General features: G+C 51.0%; 18 protein-coding genes (1 of these 18 cut by a window edge). 5 read left to right on the top strand and 13 right to left on the bottom strand.

The window, feature by feature from the left end; all coding sequences use genetic code 11:
* The 4 genes from pssA to MJO52_RS02930 form a co-directional block, all read right to left on the bottom strand.
* Window positions 1-387, bottom strand: partial view of a CDP-diacylglycerol--serine O-phosphatidyltransferase gene (gene pssA, locus MJO52_RS02945; RefSeq protein ID WP_252084473.1) — the 5' portion only. It extends 489 nt beyond the left edge of the window; 387 of the gene's 876 nt are visible here — the first part of the coding sequence; its start codon is at window positions 385-387; its stop codon lies off the left edge, out of view.
* Window positions 388-499: 112 nt separating this feature from the next.
* Window positions 500-1,525 carry a ketol-acid reductoisomerase gene (gene ilvC, locus MJO52_RS02940; protein WP_252084472.1) on the bottom strand — a complete coding sequence of 342 codons (1,026 nt, stop codon included), beginning with the start codon at window positions 1,523-1,525 and terminating at the stop codon, window positions 500-502.
* A 24-nt stretch (window positions 1,526-1,549) separates the two neighbouring features.
* Window positions 1,550-2,041: an acetolactate synthase small subunit gene (gene ilvN / locus MJO52_RS02935; protein WP_252084471.1), complete on the bottom strand. Its 492-nt coding sequence runs from the start codon at window positions 2,039-2,041 to the stop codon at window positions 1,550-1,552.
* A gap of 11 nt (window positions 2,042-2,052) precedes the next feature.
* Window positions 2,053-3,789 carry an acetolactate synthase 3 large subunit gene (locus MJO52_RS02930; protein WP_252084470.1) on the bottom strand — a complete coding sequence of 579 codons (1,737 nt, stop codon included), beginning with the start codon at window positions 3,787-3,789 and terminating at the stop codon, window positions 2,053-2,055.
* Window positions 3,790-4,248: 459 nt separating this feature from the next.
* Here MJO52_RS02930 and MJO52_RS02925 point away from each other — a divergent pair, with 459 nt between their 5' ends.
* Window positions 4,249-4,728 carry a DUF4124 domain-containing protein gene (locus MJO52_RS02925; protein ID WP_252084469.1) on the top strand — a complete coding sequence of 160 codons (480 nt, stop codon included), beginning with the start codon at window positions 4,249-4,251 and terminating at the stop codon, window positions 4,726-4,728.
* A gap of 10 nt (window positions 4,729-4,738) precedes the next feature.
* Here the strand turns inward: MJO52_RS02925 and MJO52_RS02920 are convergent, their stop codons facing one another.
* Both MJO52_RS02920 and MJO52_RS02915 read right to left on the bottom strand, forming a co-directional pair.
* Window positions 4,739-5,818 carry a hypothetical protein gene (locus MJO52_RS02920; protein ID WP_252084468.1) on the bottom strand — a complete coding sequence of 360 codons (1,080 nt, stop codon included), beginning with the start codon at window positions 5,816-5,818 and terminating at the stop codon, window positions 4,739-4,741.
* 19 nt (window positions 5,819-5,837) lie between these two features.
* Entirely contained in the window at window positions 5,838-7,055 is a 1,218-nt protein-coding gene (locus MJO52_RS02915) for a hypothetical protein (protein ID WP_252084467.1), read from the bottom strand.
* 252 nt (window positions 7,056-7,307) lie between these two features.
* Here MJO52_RS02915 and MJO52_RS02910 point away from each other — a divergent pair, with 252 nt between their 5' ends.
* Window positions 7,308-8,372 carry an AraC family transcriptional regulator gene (locus MJO52_RS02910; protein ID WP_252084466.1) on the top strand — a complete coding sequence of 355 codons (1,065 nt, stop codon included), beginning with the start codon at window positions 7,308-7,310 and terminating at the stop codon, window positions 8,370-8,372.
* Between the two features lie 20 nt (window positions 8,373-8,392).
* Here MJO52_RS02910 and MJO52_RS02905 read toward each other — a convergent pair whose 3' ends face one another.
* The 5 genes from MJO52_RS02905 to rluD all read right to left on the bottom strand — a co-directional run bounded on the left by MJO52_RS02905 (window position 8,393) and on the right by rluD (window position 17,718).
* Window positions 8,393-11,464, bottom strand: a complete 3,072-nt coding sequence (locus tag MJO52_RS02905) for an efflux RND transporter permease subunit (RefSeq protein WP_252084465.1) — start codon at window positions 11,462-11,464, stop codon at window positions 8,393-8,395.
* Between the two features lie 18 nt (window positions 11,465-11,482).
* Window positions 11,483-12,589 (bottom strand): efflux RND transporter periplasmic adaptor subunit, encoded by a 1,107-nt coding sequence (locus MJO52_RS02900; protein ID WP_252084464.1) that lies wholly within the window; start codon window positions 12,587-12,589, stop codon window positions 11,483-11,485.
* A 356-nt stretch (window positions 12,590-12,945) separates the two neighbouring features.
* Complete coding sequence (gene clpB / locus MJO52_RS02895; RefSeq protein ID WP_252084463.1) at window positions 12,946-15,549, bottom strand: ATP-dependent chaperone ClpB; 2,604 nt, start codon at window positions 15,547-15,549, stop codon at window positions 12,946-12,948.
* 358 nt (window positions 15,550-15,907) lie between these two features.
* Window positions 15,908-16,681, bottom strand: coding sequence for a peptidoglycan editing factor PgeF (gene pgeF / locus MJO52_RS02890; protein ID WP_252084462.1), 774 nt, complete (start codon window positions 16,679-16,681; stop codon window positions 15,908-15,910).
* A gap of 80 nt (window positions 16,682-16,761) precedes the next feature.
* Window positions 16,762-17,718, bottom strand: coding sequence for a 23S rRNA pseudouridine(1911/1915/1917) synthase RluD (gene rluD / locus MJO52_RS02885; protein WP_252084461.1), 957 nt, complete (start codon window positions 17,716-17,718; stop codon window positions 16,762-16,764).
* Window positions 17,719-17,836: 118 nt separating this feature from the next.
* On the opposite strand from rluD, the gene MJO52_RS02880 reads away from it, so the two are divergent.
* Window positions 17,837-18,769 (top strand): outer membrane protein assembly factor BamD, encoded by a 933-nt coding sequence (locus MJO52_RS02880; protein ID WP_252084460.1) that lies wholly within the window; start codon window positions 17,837-17,839, stop codon window positions 18,767-18,769.
* A gap of 58 nt (window positions 18,770-18,827) precedes the next feature.
* On the opposite strand, the gene MJO52_RS02875 is transcribed toward MJO52_RS02880, so the two are convergent.
* A complete protein-coding gene (locus MJO52_RS02875) occupies window positions 18,828-20,456 on the bottom strand; it encodes an NAD+ synthase (protein WP_252084459.1) in 1,629 nt (542 codons plus the stop codon).
* A gap of 89 nt (window positions 20,457-20,545) precedes the next feature.
* Between MJO52_RS02875 and MJO52_RS02870 the strand changes: the two genes are divergently transcribed.
* Both MJO52_RS02870 and MJO52_RS02865 read left to right on the top strand, forming a co-directional pair.
* Window positions 20,546-22,126 carry a sensor histidine kinase gene (locus MJO52_RS02870; protein ID WP_252084458.1) on the top strand — a complete coding sequence of 527 codons (1,581 nt, stop codon included), beginning with the start codon at window positions 20,546-20,548 and terminating at the stop codon, window positions 22,124-22,126.
* A 131-nt stretch (window positions 22,127-22,257) separates the two neighbouring features.
* On the top strand, window positions 22,258-23,664 hold the full coding sequence (locus MJO52_RS02865) for a sigma-54-dependent transcriptional regulator (RefSeq protein WP_252084457.1): 1,407 nt from the start codon (window positions 22,258-22,260) through the stop codon (window positions 23,662-23,664).
* A gap of 90 nt (window positions 23,665-23,754) precedes the next feature.
* Here MJO52_RS02865 and MJO52_RS02860 read toward each other — a convergent pair whose 3' ends face one another.
* Entirely contained in the window at window positions 23,755-24,186 is a 432-nt protein-coding gene (locus tag MJO52_RS02860; RefSeq protein ID WP_252084456.1) for a type IV pilin protein, read from the bottom strand.
* Window positions 24,187-24,194: the final 8 nt, after the last annotated feature.

Raw genomic sequence — 24,194 nt, 5'->3', positions numbered from 1 at the left:
ATCCAACCCCCAGCTAAAAGCTACCAGAGCTGGAGCAAGGCCAAAAGAAACCATGTCAGAGAGGGAATCATATTGCACACCAAAGGCACTTTGAGTGTCGGTCAGACGTGCAACCCGCCCATCCAGGCCATCCAAAACCATAGCCACAAAAATTGCGATCGCGGCAGCCTCAAAGTTTCCGCTCATACCGGCAATAATTGCGTAGAAACCGCTAAAAAGGGCTCCGGTGGTGATTAGGTTGGGCAAGAGATAGACACCGCGCGCGCGCACCTTTTTGCCATTCTCTGCAACCTCTTCCTCAATGTGCTCGTCGACGGGCAGACGAATTTCCTCATTCAGACCACTAATTGGGTCTTCGGGCTGCTTATCATCCCCTTGAACGCTCATAGACTCTCCGTTAATGCATTTTGCAGCCAGCGAGTGTACGCCATTGCCCTGTGTGGGCACAGGGCAAAAAAAAACGGCGGGGTATCCCGCCGTTTTTTTAGTTAAACAGTTATCAACCGTTGCCTTCTGTCCGATCAATAATTTTATTCGCTTTGATCCAGGGCATCATGGCACGAAGCTTGGCACCCACCTGCTCAATTTGATGTTCTGCACCAATGCGGCGCTCAGCCTTTAAGCGCGGCTGTCCAGCGAGAGATTCCAACATAAAGTCCTTTGCGAATTTCCCGGTCTGAATATCCTTCAAAACGCGCTGCATTTCTGCTTTAGTCTCATCGGTAACAATCCGCGGCCCAGTGACATAATCACCGTACTCTGCAGTATTGGAAATAGAATAGCGCATGTCAGCAATACCGCCCTGATACATCAGGTCGACAATCAACTTCAGCTCATGCAGGCACTCGAAATAGGCCATCTCAGGCGCGTAACCGGCCTCAACCAGAGTTTCGAAACCAGCGGTCACCAGAGCGGAAACCCCCCCGCACAATACAGCCTGCTCTCCAAAAAGATCTGTCTCAGTCTCCTCACGGAAATTGGTTTCAATAATTCCAGAGCGGCCGCCACCATTTGCACTGGCGTAGGAAAGTGCCAGTTCTTTCGCATTGCCGGAAGCATTCTGGTAAACCGCAATCAGAGTTGGCACACCGCCCCCTTCAAGATAAGTGGAGCGTACAGTATGCCCGGGACCTTTTGGCGCAATCATAATGACATCTATATCTGCCGGCGGCTCAATCAGTTCGAAATGCACATTGAACCCGTGAGCAAAGGCGAGCGCCGCACCAGATTTTAAATTGGGGGCCACTTGCTCTTTGTAAATATTGGCTTGGTACTCATCCGGTGCCAGAATCATTACCACATCAGCATCTTTGACCGCACTCTCTACCTCGGCAACACGCAGGCCGGCACTCTCCGCTTTGCTCCAGGAGCCAGAGCCTTTGCGCAAACCGACAACAATATTTTCTACACCGGAATCCTTGAGGTTATTGGCGTGGGCATGCCCCTGAGAACCGTAACCGATAATCGCAACATTTTTCCCGCGGATTAAAGACAGTTCACAATCTTTATCGTAATAAACTTGCATGACTAAATTCCTATTTCCTGCTATCTAAACACTTAATACTTTTTCACCGCGGGCGATTCCAGAAACCCCGGAGCGCACGACTTCCATAATGGTGTGCTCTCCCAATGCCTGTAAAAATGCATCGAGTTTTTGACCGGTGCCGGCAACCTGAACCGTGTACATACTGCTGGTAACATCCACTATCTGCCCACGAAAAATATCTACACTTCGTTTGACCTCATCGCGCTGGGCTCCATTGGCGCGCACCTTCACCAGCAATAATTCCCGCTCAATGTGAGAGCCTTCCGTAAGGTCAACCAGCTTCACCACATCAATTAATTTGTTGAGGTTTTTTGTTATCTGCTCGATCTTGTGATCATCACCTATGGTCACCATGGTGAGACGTGACAAAGTAGCGTCTTCTGTAGGCGCCACAGTCAAGCTCTCAATGTTGTAGCCGCGCTGGGAAAACAATCCCACAACTCGGGATAGCGCTCCCGGCTCGTTCTCCATCAAAACCGAAATAATTCTCCGCATTTCCCTAACCCCTATGTCCGTTCGGTTTTGCTCAGCCACATATCACGCATGGAGCCACTCGGCATGACTTGCATCGGGTAGACATGCTCAGAGGGATCGACATAGACATCGATAAACACCGTGCGGTCTTTATGCGCAAAGGCCTCTTGCAGTTTTTCATGCAAGTCTTCTCTTCGCTCAATCTTCACACCCAGGTGGCCATAGGCTTCTGCAAGCTTGACAAAGTCCGGCAGGGACTCTTCGTAGACACTGTTGGAAAGGCGCCCTTCGTACTGCATTTCCTGCCACTGCTTCACCATGCCTAGTGCCTGGTTATTGAGACACAGAATCTTAACCGGCAGATGGTATTGAGTAGCAGTGGACAATTCCTGAATACACATCTGGATACTGCCCTCACCGGTCACACAGACAACTTCTTTATCTGGATGGGCAATCTTCACCCCCAGGGCAGAAGGCAGACCAAAACCCATGGTGCCGAGCCCGCCTGAGTTAATCCAACGGCGCGGCTTGTCGAAGTGGTAATACTGGGCGGCAAACATCTGGTGTTGTCCAACATCAGAGGTCACGAAAGCATCGCCCTCGGTGATATCGTAAACCGCACGAATGACTTCCTGCGGCATGATCAGGGCGCCGTCAGTTTTGTATCGCGGAGCGGTATAGAGGCCGTGACGTTCACGCCAGTCGTCTATCTGACGCCACCAGTCAACGATTGCTGACTGGTCCGGCTGTTCCTCACTGGATTTAAAGGCTTCCAGCATATCAGCCAGTACTGACTGCACAGTACCAACGATGGGAATATCGGCGACGATGGTTTTGGAAATAGAAGCCGGGTCCACATCAACATGAATAATCTTGGCTCCCGGACAAAATTTGCTGGGTGTATTGGTAACGCGGTCATCGAAACGCGCTCCCACCGCCAGAATGACATCTGCATGATGCATAGCGGTATTAGCCTCGAAGGTGCCATGCATACCGAGCATACCGAGAAAACGTTTATCGCTACCGGGAAAAGCGCCGAGTCCCATCAAGGTATTAGTCACGGGATAATTCAAATGGCGAGCCAACTCGGTGAGCAGTTCGGAGCCATCCCCCTGAACCACACCACCACCAGCGTAAATTACCGGTCGCCGCGCCGATAGCAACAACGCCACCGCCTTGCGTATTTGTCCGCTGTGGCCCTTGCCCGCCGGAGTATAGGAGCGCATGCGCAGCTTATCCGGGTAGCGATAGGGAAAGCGCTCGGCGGGGTTGGTTACATCCTTGGGTACATCAATCACCACAGGGCCAGGGCGACCAGTCGTGGCTATATAGAAAGCTTTCTTAACGATCTCGGGAATATCCTCGGCGTTCTTCACTAGGAAACTGTGCTTTACGATTGGCCGCGAGCAACCAACCATATCGGTTTCCTGAAAGGCATCTTCACCGATCTTATCGCTGGGCACCTGACCCGAAATCACCACCATAGGAATCGAATCCATATAGGCGGTAGCAATTCCGGTAATCGCATTCGTGGCCCCTGGACCCGAGGTCACAAGTACAACACCCGCCTTGCCTGTTGAGCGGGCATAGCCGTCTGCAGCGTGAGTAGCACCCTGTTCATGCCGCACCAAAATGTGTTTGATGGACTTCTGCCTAAAGATGGCGTCATAGATATGCAGTGCCGAACCGCCCGGGTAGCCAAAAATCAGATCTACCCCTTCATCCTGCAGCGCGCGAACCAACATATCGCCGCCGGAAAGTAATTCCACTTGAGTCTCCTCAATTCACCTAGTTGGTAGGATAGCCATCACCAAAGAACCGCTAACCGAACGAACAACAAGAATGTTGAACGGCAATTGTAAAGGAAAATGATGACAGATATCAGCCTGTTGCGTGTTTACATGCCGATTTTTAGGATGAGATCATCGCGCGCAGTAAAACACCCAGCCTGAAACCGACACGGCGGTGTCCGAATTGCAGGCTAGCAGGCCTCCAGGGGTAGGGAGAGCCTCTCGGCGGAATTGCGGCGGAGGGGTGGTCCACCTGTGCTAGTGTCCTGGCCGCGGGTGTGCGGAGACGACTACTCGCCGAGGAAACAGTCGATTTTGCCAATCCAACATTGACTGTCAATAGACATGACTGAAAGTGTTAAGAGAGTTACAGGAAAGTCCACCGTTACCGGTACAATATGTCGGGTAAGGAAAGATACAACGATGAGGGGTAATCCGATGCGCATCGCACTCGCAATGCTATTCTCCGGCCTGGCACTGGCCGCTCAAGCCAACGGCATCTACAAGTGGGTGGATGAGAACGGCGTAGTGCACTTTGGGGAGCAGCCACCCAGTAGCACTGAAGTTGAAGTTATAAAGAAGCCGAAGTCGGAGCGCTACAAACAATGGGAAGCGGAACAACAGGCTGCGATAGCTGCAGAAAAAGCCAAACAAGTGGCTGCCAAGCCCACTCCCGAGAGAAAAAATACCACAAAACAAGAAGCTCAAGGCCCCTCAAAAGTGGATGAGCAAGTAGCCCGCGCCCAAGCAGCTGCACGCGCACAACGCTGTGAGTCCTCCCAGAAAAACCTAAAAGCCCTGACTACCCACGCTCGGGTACGTGAAATCGACGAAGAGGGTAATCACCGTATGCTGGGAGAAGATGAACGCCAGGAACGCATTACCAAGGAAAAACAGAGTATTCGCGATAACTGCTAAGCCCTAGCTTTTAAAGCTCTTTATAAGGCGTTTCGTTAAACTGCTCCAGGCTGTAACGCTCGGTGTAATAGCCGGGTTCAAACAGCCTATCTGCCCTGGGCACCGTCACCCGCGCAATACTCAGCTGCTTAACCAGATAGGGGCCATCCTGATCGGCATCGCGGATCATCAGACCGTAAAATTCGAAGGGGATCCAGTGGCGCCCTGGAGAAAGCTCAACCGCATATTGGGTGCTACCAATGGGCGTCTGCTCATCGTTGTAGAGGGAACCACGGAAGTAAAAACGGCCCTGTTGCAATATTTCCACTTCGGCTTCCACTAGTAAATTACCCTCACCGGTAAGCGAGTCCCGCAAGTTGCCGGTATAGCTGCCCGTATCCTCTGACAGTGTAAATGCCGCTGCGTCGCGCAGGCCATCGATATCCGTATCCACGATAATCTTATAAATACCCGTTGGCAGCGACTGCCCTTGGTAAGCTCCCGCCTCTATCTCCGCCTCGTAAACCAAGTCCCCGTTGCCATCTTCAAAGGTCAGTGAACCCAGCACATGTTGGTCATCCAACACCATCAGGGCGGTCAGGTCCGCTGGTACCTTGGCACCATCGCTATCAGTCTGAAAGGCGAAGACACGCACGGTATCACCATACAGATAGAACTTCTGATCAGTCCACAGGGTCAAGGTGTCCCCATTGTCACTGTAGGTAGTGCGCTGGTCTGGGGCATGGGTCTGGGAAATCGGATCCTGCGAAGCGCTCTTGATCGCGCGATTTTCCGGTGGATAGCGGTGAAATTTTGCCAGATCAGAGAGCAGTGACTGGTGCAATTCGGTCTTGACCGGCCGCGCCTGGATCTCCTGCCAAACCTGAACAGATTTATCCTCGACCGGTTTCTCTTCAACCAGCGCTACCTCTTGAAGCTCGGCCCTCTGTGGCTGTGGGGCATGGAGCCCGCCAGCTTCCGCCTTGGCAACAACCGCTGTGGATACTTCCCCACCCTCACCAGCGAACCAATAAGCCACGGCTGCGGCGATAAAGACAATGGATCCCAGGATGGCTAAGCGCCCCTTGAGGCGATTGTTGCTGACGGACATGGGCTAGCTCCCGCAAAAATTACTGAGTACAGGCGGCAATTCGGCCAGCGCTGTTTTTACCAACCCCACAATTCAAACCATCGGGAATGCCATCGTAATCCGGAGACAAAATACCGCCATTGCGCTGAGCATCGTGATCGGTATAAATGCTGGCCAGATTGTAGGAACGAGCCGTACCCTTATTGTCGTTGTCACAGGAGAAGGTGGCACTGCCGTAGGCAATACCCATGAAGGTGTCGTACTGCTTGAGGTTTGACCAGAGGCTTCGTTTACCGGAACCAGAGCAGTTCATCTGGGAGGCGAGATTAATATAACCATCATCTTCACCATTCAGCAGTGCCGAGGAAACGCTTTCTGCACCGGGAAAGCCCGCGTAGCCGCCAATGGTGTAGACAGGCGCACCCAGATTAGTGCCCACGTAATTACGCACGGTATAAATATCGTTGGTCTGCATATAGCGCACCGCGGCACACTCCCTACCAAAGAAGAGGTCATTGATCACCTCGTCATACCAAGTGCCATTACAGATACGATCCACGCCCTCGGTACCGGTGATTGCTCCACCAGTGGTGAAGATCGCAGCCACTCCGCTAATCGCACTATCAAAATCCACAGTAACCGCGTTGGTATCACTCAGGCTGGCAACCTGCACTTCCTCAGAAACGGTTTTACAGCTCTTGCTGCCCCACCAAGTTGTCGAGCACTTTTTAACATCCTGTACTTCAGTATCTGTGTCGTACTGATTGTAAGCACGGTTGTAGTAAGGTGATCCTTCAACAGCGTTGCCAGCGATATACATCATCTGCGCAGCGCCCTGGCTGTGGGAAATAATCCAGAAGGTATCATCGGCAGAACACTGGTTTTCGTGTTCGAACCTGTCTCCGGCTCCACTGCGGATCTGAATAATTTGCCGTGCAATTTCACCGGAGGTTTTATCGTGCCAGTAGGGCAGCTCACCCTCATCGGTAGAGTTGTACCCCACTACTCCGTAATTACCGCCGCTGATTAGCAGCTGGTCGATAAAACTGCTGTTTTTATATTCATCGAAATAGGTTTCGCTCCAATAGTCCAGTGCCGGTTGCACTAAACTCCCATCGCTCGCTGTACTGGTTGTATGCCCCTCGACTCCATGTCCATGGACCAGGATGTAGCAGTTCTCCGCTACCGCTGCAGAAGTGCCTACCATCGCAGCAAAAAAAACAGACAGGCCTGCGCCCAGTCGTTTAGACAGTGTCATGGTTATTGACCTTTATAATTTTATAAGTGGATATTTACTGACCGCAGAGTCTCGAGGTATCCGTTTCGCAACACACTGCAGACCCCTGCAACTTATCTGCTGAGGTGGGTGCCGCAATAGGATTTATGGCGCCACAGGATGATCAAGTGCGCCACATGAGGCGACCGGTTCGTCATAATTCACATTATTGTTTTCTTAGATTGATACGCCTTTGCTATGATCGAATTAACGCCACCCGGACGGCAAAGAGTCATGAGAGACCAGAATAAAAATATGTCCGGCCATGCCGGCGTGCCTAAAATATTTGCACCCTATTTCGTTACAGCTGCTGCGCGGCTGGGTATTCCTATTGGCACTCTAATTGAGCGGCTGCCTTTCGCATTTAGCTGGAATCCCCGCGAGAACGAGCGACTGAGTTACAGCGAGTTCAATGCACTGATTGAAAATCTGGTAGCACTTTCCCCAGTTTCTTCGCCGGGACTCAGTTTCAGTCGCTTTCCTATTATCTTGTGGCTGGAAGAAACCATTATCGAGGCGCAACCCTCTCTGCGGCGGCCACGGGAAATACTGCGCCCTGCGGAAATTGTTTTATCGCAAACCCTGGCACCGCTACTAAGATTCGAAACAAGACAAGAAAAAGAATTTGAAGTCCTCACTCTGCAATGGCGCTTAGAATTATTTAGCGAACCGGTAAATCATTTCTTTGCCGAAATGTTAATGGCCCGAATCGCAGAATTATTGCGTACGCTGAATCCCCAGTTTACTGAGGTATGCGGTGTTAAGTTGCGCAGGCCAAAACCTGAGGATGATTCTATTTATGCCCGTATATTCCAAAGCCCAGTAGAATTTGACTGTGATACCAACGCCATTATTCTTGGCTCTGAAACACTGGATTTTCCTATCCCCAGCTACCACAAGTTACTGCGTAGCCAGAGCCGAAATGTTTTAAAAACTGTCCTACACAATACGCTATCGAGTTACAACTTAGCCGCGAGCCTGCGCTCATGGCTGGAAAAACACATTCTCCGCGAAGAAGTCACCATTAAACAGGCCGCCGCTCACTTTCGCACCAGCGGCCGCACCCTGCAAAGGAGATTGAAAGAACAGGGAGTTACTTTTCAGGAGCTAAAAGACAGTGTCACCCTGGCCCTGACCAAACGCCTACTGCTGTCCTCCAGTGAATCTGTCGAGAGTATTGCAATAAAGCTGCACTTTGCCGAGCGCGCGGTATTTACCCGCTTCTTTAAAAAACACGAGGGGGTTACTCCCAGTGAGTTCCGCCGTAGTAACACCACAAGGGGTATCCTCGACGCTTAAAAGTATCATGCACGAGGCTATTAATTGCCCTGCACTTGTGCCCTTATCTTTTCGTAATCCCGCCCCAAATAAAGATACATGGCAGGCACCACAAAAAGGGTAAACAATGTGCCAATCGTCATACCCGAGGCGACGACCAGCCCCATGGCAAAACGGGCCCCACCACCGGGCCCTGAAGCAATCAACAGTGGCACCATTGCCAGCACCAGTGATGCCGTTGTCATCAATACAGGCCGCAGACGAATAGAAGTAGCCTCCTCTATAGCGGTACGCTTATCCACTCCCCCCATTTGTAATTTATTGGCAAACTCCACAATTAGAATTCCATGCTTGGAGATAACGCCGATTAGAGTCACCAGTCCCACCTGGGTGTAGATATTAAGTGTGGTTAGACCCAGGCTTACAAAGATCATAGCGCCGCACACACTCATTGGGACAGTCACTAACATAATGAGAGGGTCGCGCCAGGACTCAAACTGGGCCGCCAGCACCAGATAAATTACTATCAGTGCGAAGAAAAAAGTTATGACTAATTCAGAACCTTCCGTTTTGAATTGACGGGATTGACCGGAGTAGTCCACAGAATACTCGGCTGGCAGTATTTGCCTCGCCGCATTTTCCAAAACGTCCAACGCTTCACCTAGGGTGACACCCGGGCGCGGCACCCCGGATATCGTAACCGCATTAAGTTGCTGGAAGCGTTTTAATTGCTGTGGTTCAACGATTTGGCGCAGATTAATCAGGGTATTAATAGGAACCAGGTCCCCGTTAATCGCCCGGATATAATATTGCTTCAACTGAGCAGGAGTCAGGCGATCAACTCGCTCGACCTGGGGGATCACCTTATAACTACGATTATCGAGTGAAAAGCGATTAACATAAGCACCGGAAAGCATTGCCCCCAGGTCACGACTAAGGTTCACCATATCCACCCCCATAGTCGCAGCCTTCTCTCGGTCTATTTCAATAACGACCTTAGGCTTATCAATTTTCAGATCGGAGTCCAGAAAAATGAACTTCCTGCTTTGCAAGGCCTTTGCCATGATTTCACTGGCAACATCGGCGAGATTCTCCACTGGCTCTGTTGCCCCGATAACAAATTCCACCGGCAGTTGACCACCTGCAGTGGGCAAACTCGGCGGCACAACCACAGCCACTTTAAGACCAGCGATTTTGCGCACATCCTCACTGATTAGTTCCTGCATTTGTGCAGTGTCACGTTTGCGCTTTTCCCAGGGCCCTAATACAAAACCCGCCGTAGCATTATTGACACCACTGCTAAAAGTACCGGCGCCATTGAGCAAGAAAATATTTTCCACCTCAGTATAGAGATCAGCAATATCCACCAACTCCCCTGTATATTGCTCAACATAATCCAGTGTGGCATAAGCATCTGCTGTGGATATAGTGAGGACCAAACCCCGATCCTCTGTAGGCTCCAGCTCCTGCGGTGAAGTAATAAAAAGAAAATAACAGCTCACCAAAACAATCAAGCCGAAAAGCAAAATAACGCTGCGTTCCTCTAATGCGTTGTGCAAGCGCTTTTCAAAACCCTTCTGTAAATTCGCAAAGCGCCGCTCTAACCAGGCCTCCAAGCGTGTCCCTCCACCGTCACGCGGCTTCAGTATCCTAGAAGCCATCATTGGTGAAAGTGTTAGCGCGACCACTCCCGATAGCAGCACGGCACCGGCGAGAGAAAACGCAAACTCGATAAACAGAGTTCCGGTAAGGCCACCGAGAAAGCCAATAGGAATATACACGGCGATCAAAGTGGTAGTCATGGCTACTACTGGCCATGCAAGTTCTCGAGCCCCTACAATGGCTGCTTCACGCGGCGTGAGCCCCTCTTCAATATGGCGGTGCACATTTTCCAAAACGATAATCGCATCATCCACGACTATGCCAATAGCCAGCACCATACTTAATAGAGTTAGCAAGTTGATGGAAAAGCCCATCAACAGCATCAGAAACATTGCACCCACTAGGGAGAGAGGAAGCGCGATGGCAGGAATCAAAACACTGCGCAAAGACCCCAGAAACAGGTAGATGACCACGATAACGATGATCACTGCCTCGACAATGGTACGCACCACCTCAGAAATAGAGTCCTGAATATACTCAGTACTGTCATAGGGAATTTCTCCCTGCATCCCCTCCGGTAGCTGGGGAAAAATTTCACTCTCCAGCTTTTCCCGTACATGTTTGATAACATCCAAGGAGTTTGCATTGGGGGCGACTTCAATAGCAATAAAAGTTGCAGACTGCCCGTTAAATGTCACCGAGCTATCGTAAGTCTCCGCTCCCAACTCAATATCCGCTACATCTCTAAGTCTTACCAATTGATCGCCGCTCGCACGCACCACCAGATTTTGAAAATCCACTTGGCGGGAAATATCCGTGTCTGCACGTATTTCTATTGCTACTCTAGAGCCCTTGGTAGCCCCCGCTGCAGAAAGGATATTGTTATTGCGCAGGGCATTGGCTACGTCTTCAGGTGTCACCTCCAACGCAGCCATTTCTTTAGGCTTCAACCAGGCACGCATAGCAAAAGTACTGTCCCCAAGCAAACGTGCACGCTGTACCCCGGCTATAGTGGCCAGCTTGGGCTGCACAACCCGAACTAAGTAATCGGTAATTTGATTGTTAGCGAGGATCTCCGAGGAAAAAGAAAGGTACATGGCAGCGGTTGTTTCCCCCTGCTGCATCTCCACACTGGAATCCTCAGACTCTTCGGGCAAGTCGCTGCGCAATTTATTTACCTTGGCAACAATTTGAGTCAGCACCTCGTTGGGGTCGTAATCAAATCGCACATAGGCATTGATGGTCGAGAGCCCCTGTACGCTGGTAGATACCATGTAATCTATGCCATCTGCCGTTGCAATCTCCTGTTCAAGCGGCGTGGTAATAAATCCCTGTACAAGATCGGAGTCTGCTCCCACATAGACAGTAGTGACTGTAATAACTGCATTCTCCAGTTCCGGATACTGGCGAATATTTAATTCAGTTATTGAGCGCAAGCCCAGTAGAAAAATAAATAAACTGACTACTGAAGCTAATACCGGTTTACGAATAAATATCTCTGTAAAATTCACCGCAACACCCAGTAGAAATTAACTGTTTTCAGGAGTGGGAGATGGGTCCTCTGGCGGCTTGTTCTCATTGTTGATTACCGCAGCCTCACCGTTGCGCAATTTGAGCAAGCCGCTGCTGGCCACCTCATCGCCCTGTAGCAATCCTTCTACAATTTCCACCAGATCACCGCGCTCCTCCCCGGTTTTAACAAAACGCTTGTTTGCGGTGACACTGTTATCAGAGGCATCCGTTTCCAACACAAAGACCGATACGCCATAGGGAGCAAACAACAGGGCCGTTCGGGGGACCGAAAGTACTCGACGGCTGGCTTCAATTTTTACAGAAACCTGGGCAAACATACCTGGACGCAGGTGCTTCTTGGGGTTTTCGAGCGTAGCCTGTATCAGGAAATTGCGGCTGGCCCTATCTACTCTGGGGTCTACCGCGGTAATTCTCCCCAGATAGGTTTTACCGGGAAAAGCATCGGTAGTCAGGCTGATTGGCATCCCCTCCTTAACCAGAGAGTATTTCTGCTCTGGCAGTGAAAAGTCGACAAAGATAGGCGTGAGCTGTTGAAGAGTGACTACCGCGTCCCCCGGGCTGACATTCTGCCCAAGATCAATACGGCGTATTCCTAGAACACCATTAAAAGGCGCCAGCACTCTACGCTGATCCACCCTGGCGCGCTGTACCTCGATATTGGCCACTACCTGATCCAAGGTGCTACGTGCACTATCGAGCTCTGCTTCGGTGGTCACACCACGCGCGGTAAGCGTTTTAATTCGTGCATAATTGCGCCTTGCCAAACGCAGCTCAGCATCCAGAACCTGCAGCTGTGCTTTCTCCGGCTCGGCGAATATTTCCACGAGAAGGTCGCCTTTGTGTACATACTGGCCGGACTTGAAGTGGATAGCACTAACCACACCCTCGGCCTCTGTCGTAACCTCAACACCATTGACGGCACGGACTGTACCAACCCCGCTTAAATCCTCTGGCCAATTTTGCACCTGCGCCTTCGCCGAGGTCACTGTAGGAGCCGGCAAACGCATATTGTCCAGAAATTGGTTCACCATGCGCTGGGCAATAAATTTATACGCAAAAATACCGCCAAAAAGTACCAGGCACCCGAGCAGCATTAGCACCATACGTTTACTGATAATTTACCCCCGATCATTCACAACAATGCCGCGGATCAACAAGACGGGAAGTCTGACTCTGGGAGCCAACAACTGAACAGACCACCAGATTTAGTTTATAAAGAAAATCCCGTGCGTATTGTTAGACTCTCATTGGATTAGCCTGAAATGATATTTGAACGCCATGGAAGGGACGGAAGTGACGGAAGTGACGGAAGTGACGATAATGGTGGAAAGATAGGTACCTGCACCCAATTTTTGAGCGAGATAAAGAAGGAGGAAGAAAACGAAATATTCTACTCTAAGAGTCGATGAAACAGATGTATAACTACCTGTTTCATCGACAGACAAACGAATAATACCGACTAGCGGAATACCGCCCGATCACCTTCGACATCCGCGTGGATAGTGGTGCCGGGAGTAAATTTACCTGCGAGCACATCTTGCGCCAGTGGGTTTTCCAGCCAGATTTGTATTGCCCTTTTCAGTGGCCGCGCGCCATAGACCGGATCAAAGCCCACCTCAGCAAGCTTATTCAACAGGCCCTCGGAAACCTCCAGCTTCAGATCACGCTCGCTCAGACGGCGGCACAATTGTCGCAACTGAATTTCCGCAATGGAGCGCACTTCTGCCTTATCCAGCGGGTGGAATACCACTACCTCATCAATACGGTTAATAAATTCTGGGCGGAAGTGATTGCCCACCACTTCCATCACCGCATTTTTCATCTGTCGATAACGAATTTCGGCATCCAAGTCATCTCCACTCTCGGCGCTGGCAAACTTTTGGATCAGGTCCGACCCCAAGTTGGAAGTCATCACTACAACAGTATTGCGAAAGTCCACGGTGCGACCCTGGCCATCGGTCAAGCGACCATCATCCAGCACCTGCAGCAGGATATTGAATACATCCGGATGTGCCTTTTCCACTTCATCGAGCAACACCACTGAGTAGGGTTTACGACGCACCGCCTCAGTCAGATAGCCGCCCTCCTCGTAACCCACATACCCCGGAGGTGCGCCTATCAGGCGGGCCACTGAGTGCTTTTCCATAAATTCCGACATATCGATGCGCACCATGGCATCTTCGGTGTCGAAGAGAAATTGTGCCAGCGCCTTACAGAGCTCAGTTTTACCAACCCCGGTGGGGCCCAGAAATAGGAAAGAGCCGTTGGGGCGATTAGGATCGGCGAGACCCGCGCGGGAGCGCCGCACCGCATTGGCGACAGCTTCCACCGCTTCACCCTGGCCTATAACACGTTTGTGAAGCTCGTCTTCCATACGCAGTAATTTTTCCCGCTCGCCCTCCAGCATTTTGGAAACCGGGATACCTGTCCAGCGAGAAACAACTTCGGCCACTTCTTCATCGGTTACCCGATTGCGCAACAGGCGCGGCTCTTCACTTGCCTCATGGGTTGCAGCAGACTTCAACTGTTGTTCCAGCTGTGGGATAACACCGTACTGCAGCTCCGACATTCGGGTTAAATCACCGGCGCGACGCGCCGATTCCATATCCAACTTGGCCTGTTCCAGTTTCTCTTTCAGGTCGTGGCTACCCGCAAGCTGGGATTTCTCCGCTTTCCAAACTTCCTCGAGATCGGAGTATTCCTTTTCCAACTGGTGAATTTCCTCCTCCAACTTGGCTAACCGCTTTTGTGTGGCCTCGTCATCTTTATCTTTTTTGACTGCCTCGCGTTCGATTTTAAGTTGGATTAAACGGCGTTCCAGTTTATCCATCGATTCCGGCTTGGAATCTATTTCCATGCGGATACGACTGGCCGCTTCATCGATCAGGTCGATCGCTTTGTCCGGCAGCTGACGATCGGTAATATAACGCTGGGACAATTTGGTGGCAGCAATGATGGCCGAGTCGGTGATATCCACGCCGTGGTGCACTTCGTAGCGTTCTTTTAATCCCCGCAATATGGCAATGGTATCTTCCTCGGTGGGCTCATCCACCAGTACCTTTTGGAAGCGACGTTCAAGGGCCGCATCTTTCTCGATGTACTGGCGATATTCATCCAGGGTTGTGGCGCCAACACAGTGCAACTCACCGCGCGCTAGAGCCGGTTTAAGCATATTACCGGCATCCATAGCGCCCTCGGCTTTGCCCGCCCCCACCATGGTATGCAGCTCATCAATAAACAGAATGATCCGCCCTTCCTGCTTGGAGAGCTCATTGAGAACAGCTTTTAAGCGCTCTTCAAATTCTCCACGGAACTTGGCGCCGGCTAGCAGAGCGCCCAAGTCCAATGACAACAGACGCTTGTCTTTGAGGCCCTCGGGAACCTCACCGTTCACAATTCTCTGAGCGAGCCCCTCGACAATCGCGGTTTTTCCCACACCGGGTTCACCGATCAGTACCGGGTTGTTTTTAGTGCGGCGCTGCAATACCTGTATCGTACGACGAATTTCATCGTCGCGACCAATCACCGGATCCAGCTTGCCGGCTATCGCGCGTTCGGTCAGATCCAAGGTGTACTTATCCAATGCCTGACGTGCCTCTTCCGCATTGGGATCGTCAATTTTTTCATCACCACGCACTTTTTGTATCGCTGCCTCTAATTGTTTTAAGTCGCCATTGGCATTGAGTATTTTGGCAATTTCCCCTGCAGCAGAATCAAACGCAGCGAGTAAAACTGTCTCACTGGAAATAAAACTATCACCATTTTTTTGCGCTTTCTTATCCGTGAGGTTCATCAGGCGCATCAGCTCCTGCGACATACCCACGTCCCCAGTGGGGGAACTGATAGTTGGCAGGTTATCCAGCCTTTTAGCCAGGTCATTGCGCAGACCATTTAGATTAAATCCGGCCTGCGACAAAAATGCAGGCACACTGCCGTTATTTTGGTTGAGCAGCGCAAGCAATAGGTGCTCTGGATAAATTTGGTTGTGATCTCTGCCAACGGCCAGAGATTGTGCATCGGCAAAAGCTGCCTGCAGCGGGTTTGTCATTCTGTCTATACGCATGAATGCAACCTCTCCTACTCGGGGATTTTGTGTAGTACTGGGTCGATAGCAGCCAAGCGGCGCCACGCTTCAGTGTAGTGTTGGGAAATAAAATAGGGGCGGGAGGAAGGTTTTCAATGATTTAAATCAATTGGTGGGAATTCCTGACGTAAATCATTAATGCGCAAAATATTTTTTCTTAAATCTAGTTTTAAATCCACACCTGAAGCTTGATTTTTGCAAGTAAGGCCCCAATAGAAATCAAAGGAAAAAGTGGTTCACTCTGCCATAGCCTTACCCCACCTCAGGCAAAGGAAGCGAAAGCGACGTAAGACATAGAAAGCACAGCAAAAATCACTCGCCTTCCTTTACTGTGTTCTCAGCTTTCATCATCCGCCAACCAGATTAATGAAGCCATTCGTCCGGTAGTTCTTTCCCTGCGGTAAGAAAAAAAACGTTCGGCTTCATTCACTGTACAATATTCTCCCCCATAAATATTTTCTATGCCAAGTTCAGCCAATTCAGCTCGCGCCAGGGCATAGATATCAGCAAGAAAGTGCAGAGGTTTCTTACTGTGGGGACGAAAACACTGAGCAATCGCCTCGGTATGCGTGCCACTTTGCGCATGCTCGAAAAAGGCTTCTAACACATCGACGCCCGTTTCAAAAGCTTCGGGGCCAATCGCAGGCCCCAGCCAGACTAGTAATTCTTTTGGGTCGCAATCAAGCGCAGTAACCGTGTTACGCAAAATGCCCTCGGCCAAACCGCGCCACCCCCCATGTGCTGCAGCTACCCTGGTGCCCGTCTTGTCGCAGATAAGCACCGGCAGACAGTCGGCTGTGAGAACCGCGCAAGCAGTGCCACCGCCAAGGTTAAAGCTGGCATCAGCGGTACGCACAAGCCCATCGCTCTGTGCCTCAATGACCTTGTCACTATGAATCTGCTCCAGCCACTGAGGCACCGCCGGCAGCTTCAATTCCTCCGACAACTGCTGCCGATTGGCCATTACTGCAGGCTCCTCATCCCCCACATGGGCGCCGAGATTGAAGCTGCTAAAAGCTCCGGTGCTAACACCGCCATTGCGCAAGGTAGTGACGGCACGCACCCTGGCTGGCGCCGGCCAAGAGGGAGTTAGGTAATGATCGAGGGACATAGTTTTTCTGCTTTATATCGATGTTGCGGAGCGGGCCGTGACTGCACACTCCACCTCAAGTGAAGATATAGTCACAGATTTCACTCACTCCGATCCCTATTGAGGAGCTCGAGTAACTGAAGCATATCCGTTGGCATAGGAGCACACCAGTGCATATTTTCCCCGGTGCGCGGGTGAACCAGGGCCAACTCTGCAGCGTGTAGGGCCTGACGGGAAAACCCCTGTAGTGCCTCAACCAGCTCCCTGTTAGCCTCGGCGGGCAATTTAGGCCTACCACCATAAAGCGGGTCGCCGACCAATGCATGACGAATATGGGCCATATGTACTCGAATCTGGTGGGTACGCCCGGTTTCCAGCTTGCAGCGCAACAGGGTGTGGGCACGGAAACGCTGCTGCACTTGATAATGCGTGATGGCTTCTTTACCACCAAAATCGAGTACCGCCATTTTCAGTCGATTCTGGCGATGCCGACCGATAGGTGCGTCAACGCGACCGGGGCCGGTGATAAAGCCTTGTACTAAAGCGTCATACTGCCGACTGACCGTCCGCTTCTTCAATTGGTCTACAAGGTGTACCTGTGCCGGTAAAGTCTTGGCGACAACCATCAGGCCACTGGTATCCTTGTCCAAGCGGTGCACAATGCCAGCACGGGGAATCATCTCCTGATTTGGGCAGTGGTGCAGCAAGCCGTTTAGCAAAGTGCCATCAGGATTACCCGCAGCCGGGTGAACCACTAAGCCTGCAGGCTTATTGATCACAATGAGACTATCGTCTTCATAGACAATAGTCAGGTCCAGGGCCTGGGCGCTCCAGCTTCCCTGAGCCTCCAATTCCGCGCGTAGACTGAGCTGCTCACCGCCAAATAGCTTATCCTTAGGCTTGGCAACAGCACCATTCAAGGTGAGCTGGCCGCCTTTGATCCAGGATTGCAGGCGAGCGCGGGAGTAATCGGGAATTAATTCGGCTGCTGCCTGGTCTAATCTTCGACCAGCCATACTGGCCGGAACTTCAATATCGAGTTTTAGGTGGTCATTCATCAAACAATTGCAAATACTTTGGGCAGCTCCGGGACTGTGTTTAAATGTCTGGAGCGCCAGATTAATCTTGGCGGATAGTTTAATAAGGTAGAGTGTGAGAATGATAGAGCGAGGGGCTATGCAAGCCTGGAAAATGCTGTCGCTGGCCTTGGTGTCGGTATTATTGGTTGCCTGTGCCAACACCGATGACTCAGAAGAGGGCCTGCCCACTGGCAACCGCACTGAACAAGCCTTCTACGAGGCTGCCCAGCGGCAACTTCGCACTAGCCAGTGGGATCTGGCGATCAAGAACCTGCGCGCCCTGGAAGACAACTTCCCCTTCGGCAACTATGCAGAACAGGCCCAGCTGGAGCTGATCTACGCCTATTACCGCAACTATGAAAACGATGCCGCCATCGCCGCAGCGGACCGTTTTATCCGGTTGCATCCGCAACACCGCAACGTCGATTACGCCTACTACATGAAGGGACTATCCTCCTTCACCGAGGGCGCCGGCCTGTTTGAGCGCTTTATGCCTACCGACCTCACCAACCGAGATCCAGGCGCTGCTCGCGAATCCTTCGCCTACTTCTCTCAGTTGATGGCCCGCTATCCGGAAAGCCGCTACGCTGCAGATGCGCAGAAACGCATGATTCACCTGCGTAACCTGCTGGCTCGCTATGAGATCCATGTGGCCAACTACTACTTCAAGCGCGGCGCCTACCTCGCCGCCGCCAACCGTGGCCGCTATGTTGTGGAAAACTTCCAGCAGACTCCGGCCGTACCCGATGCACTCGCAGTGATGGTACAGGGCTACCACATGATGGAGATGCCGGAGCTGGAAGCCAACGCCCTGAGCGTGCTGCGCAACAACTATCCCAAGCATCCAGCGTTCAATGAAGATGGCACCTTCAACTATGACTTCTTCAAAGGCGCCAGCGGCCGCAGCCTGGTACACCGTGTTACCCTCGGGTTGTTTGAAAAGTCTGATCCCGAAGGTTTCGATAGCCGCGAGCTGTATAACCCCGAGTACAACCGCAATGAAGCCCCTCTCCCTCCGGAGCTGATGTAACACCCCTTGCTGAACATAAAACGGCGCCTTTCGGCGCCGTTTTATGTTCTAGTCCAGCTTACTCGCCAGCCTTCCAACCATTGGTTATCGGGTAGCGCCGATCTCGGCCAAAACCCCGCTCTGAAATCCGCACACCCACGGCAGCCTGGCGACGCTTGTACTCATTGCGTGATACCAGGCGCACCACACGCTCAACAATGCTGCGCTCAAATCCCTGCTTAACAATTTGCTCGGCACTGAAGTCTCTGTCGACGTAGAGATTCAGAATCTCATCCAACACTTCGTAGGGAGGCAGACTGTCGGTATCCGCCTGATCTGGGGCCAACTCAGCACTTGGCGGTCGTGTGATAACAGTTTCAGGAATGACTTCCGAGACCGTATTTCGATAGCGCGCCAATTCAAACACCAGTACCTTGGGCACATCTTTTAGCGCGTTGAAGCCCCCAACCATATCTCCGTAAAGAGTCGCATAACCGACTGCCATTTCACTCTTATTACCGGTGGTCAGTACCATGGCCCCCTTCTTATTGGAGATCGCCATCAGCAATACTCCGCGAGTTCGCGCCTGCAGATTTTCCTCGGTGGTATCTCTCGCACTACCAGCAAATTCTTCCGCCAATGCCCCCATGAAGGCATCGAAAACGGGCTCGATTCCAATTTCCCGGTAATCGACGCCAAGGCGCTGTGCCTGATCGGCGGCATCGGTCTTACTCAGATCTGAAGTGTAATGGAAAGGCATCATCACTGCTTCCACCCGATCTTTGCCCAGTGCATCCACGGCAATCGCCAGGGTCAAAGCCGAGTCAATGCCACCTGAGAGTCCCAGTACCACACCGTTAAAACCATTTTTATTAACATAATCGCGTACTCCCAGTACCAGCGCCTGATAAACCGATGCCAGATCCCCCATAAGAGGCGCCACCTCACCGGGTAATAGGGTTACTCTTCCACTCTGCTGGGAAACCGATACGGGCAGTAACTGCTCGGCAAATTCTTCTGCCCTGGCGCAGATCTGTCCATCGGCATCCACAACCATTGAACCCCCATCGAAGACCAGCTCATCCTGACCACCACACCAATTCACGTACACAATTGGTGTTTCCGCTACACGTGCCTGAGTGGATATCAACTCCTGTCGCTGAAGAGATTTACCGCGATGAAAGGGAGAGGCATTGATATTCAGAATCAATTTGGCCCCTGCCTCTACGGTCTGCTGTATGGGTTCCCGATGCCAGATATCCTCGCAAATGCTAAAGCCTACCGAAATACCCTTGATATCCACGACACAAGGTTGATCACCTTTGGTGAAATAACGTTTCTCATCGAATACTTGATAGTTTGGCAATTTTTGCTTGGCATACTCCGCCACCAACTCTCCGTTGGCAATCAGGCCCGCCATATTAAACAGCTTGCCGTTTAGATGACGGGGATAGCCGATCAGAATTGCACAGGGCAGTTGAACAGCTTTCAATGCTTCCAGTGCAGCCTCAACGCGAGTTTGCATACTGGGACGCAGCAGTAAATCCTCTGGAGAATAGCCACACAAAGTCAACTCGGGAAAAAGGACCAGATCGGCACCCAATTCACGGTGGGCCCTGTTAGCCACCTCAATCACTCGAGCGGTGTTACCTGGGATATCTCCTACGAGAGAATTGATTTGTGCCAGCACTAGCTGCAAAGTAGACATGGTTAAACCTCGGACAAGACAGGCCGCCATTGTAACCCCTGTGGGCTCTAACGGCAGCGGTCACCATAACAACATACCGGGAAACCACCTTGAGTAGTGCCAACGACACCAGTACAACCCCCTCTTTTCAACACCATGAGCTATTGCGAATTTGCGCAATTTATCGGCTATCTATCGCCCTAGTGTTACTTGGAATTTTCTATTCGGATATAGGAGCCGGCGCCCTTGGAGATACTGCACCGCTACTTTTCTTGTATACAAGCGTGGTGTATTCCCTACTTAACTTTGGCTGGTTAATTTTTTTACGCCAGCAGGCCTATCAAGTAGGCACAGGGCAAATTGGTATCATTCTGGCCTGCGATATTCTGGTTTTCCTTCTTTTAATTGAATCCAGTGGTGGCTTGAACTCCGGTCTCGGCTATCTATTGCTAATCAATTGTTCAATCGGATCTATTCTTTTAGACCGCCGAATGAGTGCCTTCTTCGCGGCGCTGGCAAGTCTCGGGGTCATCGGCCTAGAGTTGTACAATTTGATCTCAGGCAAAGGCACTAGTCAGGATATTGTCGCCGCAGGAAGCTTAGGCCTATTGCTATTCGCCACGGTGAGCGCATTACAGTATTTGTCTGTACGTATTCGTAGTGCCAATATTCGCGCCGACCAGCAAAGCCGCCAAGCTGCACACCTTCAGCGGCTGGCACAGCAGATTATTGAGCGTATGGGCACCGGAGTACTGGTAATGGGCCCTTCTGGCCAGCCCGAGCTGATAAATCAGGCAGCCCGACGGCTCTTGGGAGAGCAGTTACACGCTGAGAGCCTCGCAGGGAGCTCACTACTCCAGTCGATTCGCCAGTGGCGCGATACTAAAGGACCCGATACTTCACTGTTACAAGGGGGCAATGGTAGAGAACTGCACCTAAACTTCGCGAAGCTCGAGCATGAAAGCGGCAACAGTACACTGGTATTCGTAGAAGATAATCGCAAGCTAGCCGTAGCTGCACAGAAATTGAAACTTGCCTCTCTCGGACATCTCACCGCCTCCATCGCTCATGAGATTCGCAACCCTCTCTCGGCTATCAGCCATGCTGCCCAACTGTTGTCTGAGTCCTCCCAATTGGCTGAGGAAGATCACTATCTCACCGAAATCATCTGTAGGCAGAGCCAGCGGGTTAATCAGATCGTCGAAAATGTTATGCAACTCTCGCGGCGCCAAGCTGGCGATCCGCAGGAACATGACATCAGTAGTTGGCTACAACAGTTGATCCAAGACTATAACGCCGGATCCATTGGGGCAGGTCAAGTTGAGCTCGACTTACCTGAGAACCCCCTCAAAGCCAGGTTTGACTCGGCACAAATGGCCCAGGTGGTCACCAATTTAACCGACAATGCCCTGCACCACTCTCAAGTGGCCTCCGGCAAGAGACATGCCTCAATTAGTGTGTACTACAATTCTGAGCGCGGTTGTACTCAATTGGATGTGAAAGACCAAGGGCCAGGGGTTCCACAGGCACACCAAGATAAGATTTTTGAGCCCTTTTTCACCACCGGCAGCCGCGGCAGTGGTCTGGGTCTTTATATTGCCCGAGAACTCTGTGAAACCAATCAGGCCAATCTCTACCACTGCCGTAGCAAGGATGATATGAGTTGCTTTAGAGTTGAATTTGCTCACTAAAAGAATGTGACTTGATTCTGCTCAGGAATATTTCCCAAAATGTATGAGAATATTCGTAAAGAATTTCTGACATAATCAGAATCGGCACCTTTGCCCACAATCTCCACAAAACAAGAAAAGACAGAGAATTGATGCTACCTCTGGCCCTGGTTGTCGATGACGAACCGGATATCTGCAAACTAATCACACTCACTCTGCAGCGCATGGATGTGAACTGTCACACCGCCGCCAGCTTAGCGGAGGCAACACGCCTGCTTAAAGAGAACCACTATGATTTTTGCCTGACCGACCTGCGTCTGCCAGATGGCGATGGTCTACAACTAGTCGAGCATATCCAGAGTGGTGTTCTTCGAGACTTGCCCATCGCAGTGATTACCGCGCACGGCAATATGGATACTGCCATTAAGGCGCTAAAGCTCGGCGCATTTGACTTTGTCAGTAAACCGGTCGATTTAGAACGGCTTCGCAACCTCGCTCAGCTGGCCCTACGCGTGAATAGGGAGCGAGATCCACAACAGAGCAAGAGCGCGAAGCAGCTGCTCTTAGGGGAAGCCCCCAATATGCGCAAGCTGCGCGAACAGATAGCCAAAGTTGCGCGCAGTGATGCCCCGGTTTATATCAGTGGCGAATCGGGCTCAGGTAAAGAACTGGCTGCCCGGTCCATTCATTCCCAGGGAGCCCGTGCCGACAAACCTTTCGTACCCATTAACTGTGGAGCCATTCCCACTGACCTTATGGAGAGCGAGTTTTTTGGGCATAAAAAAGGCAGTTTTACCGGCGCACATAAAGACAAAGCGGGCCTACTACAGAGTGCTCAGGGCGGTACTCTATTTCTCGACGAAGTTGCCGACCTACCCCTGGATATGCAGGTCAAGCTTTTGCGTACAATACAGGAAAAACGCATTCGGGCTATAGGCGCAAGTCAGGAAACTCCTATCGATGTACGTATCCTCAGCGCTACTCACAAGGACCTAGCCAAAGAGGTCACCGAAGGGCGCTTTCGCAACGACCTCTATTACCGCATCAATGTAATCGAAATATCCACACCCCCTCTACGCGAGCGCAGTGAAGATATACCTTTATTGGTCGATGCCATTATGCAGCGTATTGCCCAAAATTCAGGGACAATACCCCCTGGCATATCTACCGATGCCATGCAAGCCCTACAGGCTTTCCCCTTTCCCGGTAATGTTCGCCAACTCGAAAATATCCTCGAACGCGCCTTTACCCTATGCGATCATCAGGAAATTTGCCTTGATGACCTGCTACTGGAGAAGGATGAGCAATCGCAAGATCGAGAGGCTTCCTCTACTAGCACTAAAGGTGAAGCCTTAAATAGAAACCAATCGGAAGAAAACAATCGCTTTGATCCCAGCCAGTACAACTCCCTAGATGAATTTCTGCAGAATATTGAAAAAGAAGCAATTGAGAGCGCACTCACCAAGACTCGCTGGAACCGTACCGCTGCAGCTCAGAAACTTGGTATCAGTTTTCGCTCACTGCGTTACCGGTTGAAGAAATTGGGGCTGGAGACTTAAGGTGGTCAAGGGATATCACACTGATCCGTGTGATATCCCTTAGACACTCTTTTGAGCCATTAACAAAGTAAAGAGTAAAAAAGAAGAGTCTCACCAGCACTCTGAAGTATTTGATCCAGTTGCCGTCCTAGCCCCTGCTTCATCCAACTTTAGCGCAGTGCATTCACTGTCTTTACTTTGGCTCTTTCCTGCAACAGGTTGCGCAGTAAGATCAAAAGTTGCTGCCGCTAAAATACCTGTGACTGTGTAGTAACCTTTTTCAGATTCAATACTGTTTCCCTCTGTGATTGATGCTGCGACGGCACAATTATCATTATTGTAAGTGCTATAAGTTGTAAAGCAGCGCTGTAACCTATGTGCAACGTCATTTAATACGGTTTGCGCATCAGTTCGATTTCCCTCTCTTATCATTTCCATATACGAGGGGATGGCTACAGCACTGATGACCCCAATAATCAGAACAACAACCATCAATTCCACTAGAGTAAAACCTGAATTTAGTTTTTTAACATTCATTTTCATATGCTACT

Origin of the sequence: Microbulbifer variabilis (genome assembly GCF_023716485.1) — a bacterium.
Lineage (GTDB): Bacteria > Pseudomonadota > Gammaproteobacteria > Pseudomonadales > Cellvibrionaceae > Microbulbifer > Microbulbifer variabilis_B.
Note: the sequence above shows the minus strand (reverse complement) of the source record. Positions and strands in the feature narration are given on the sequence as shown.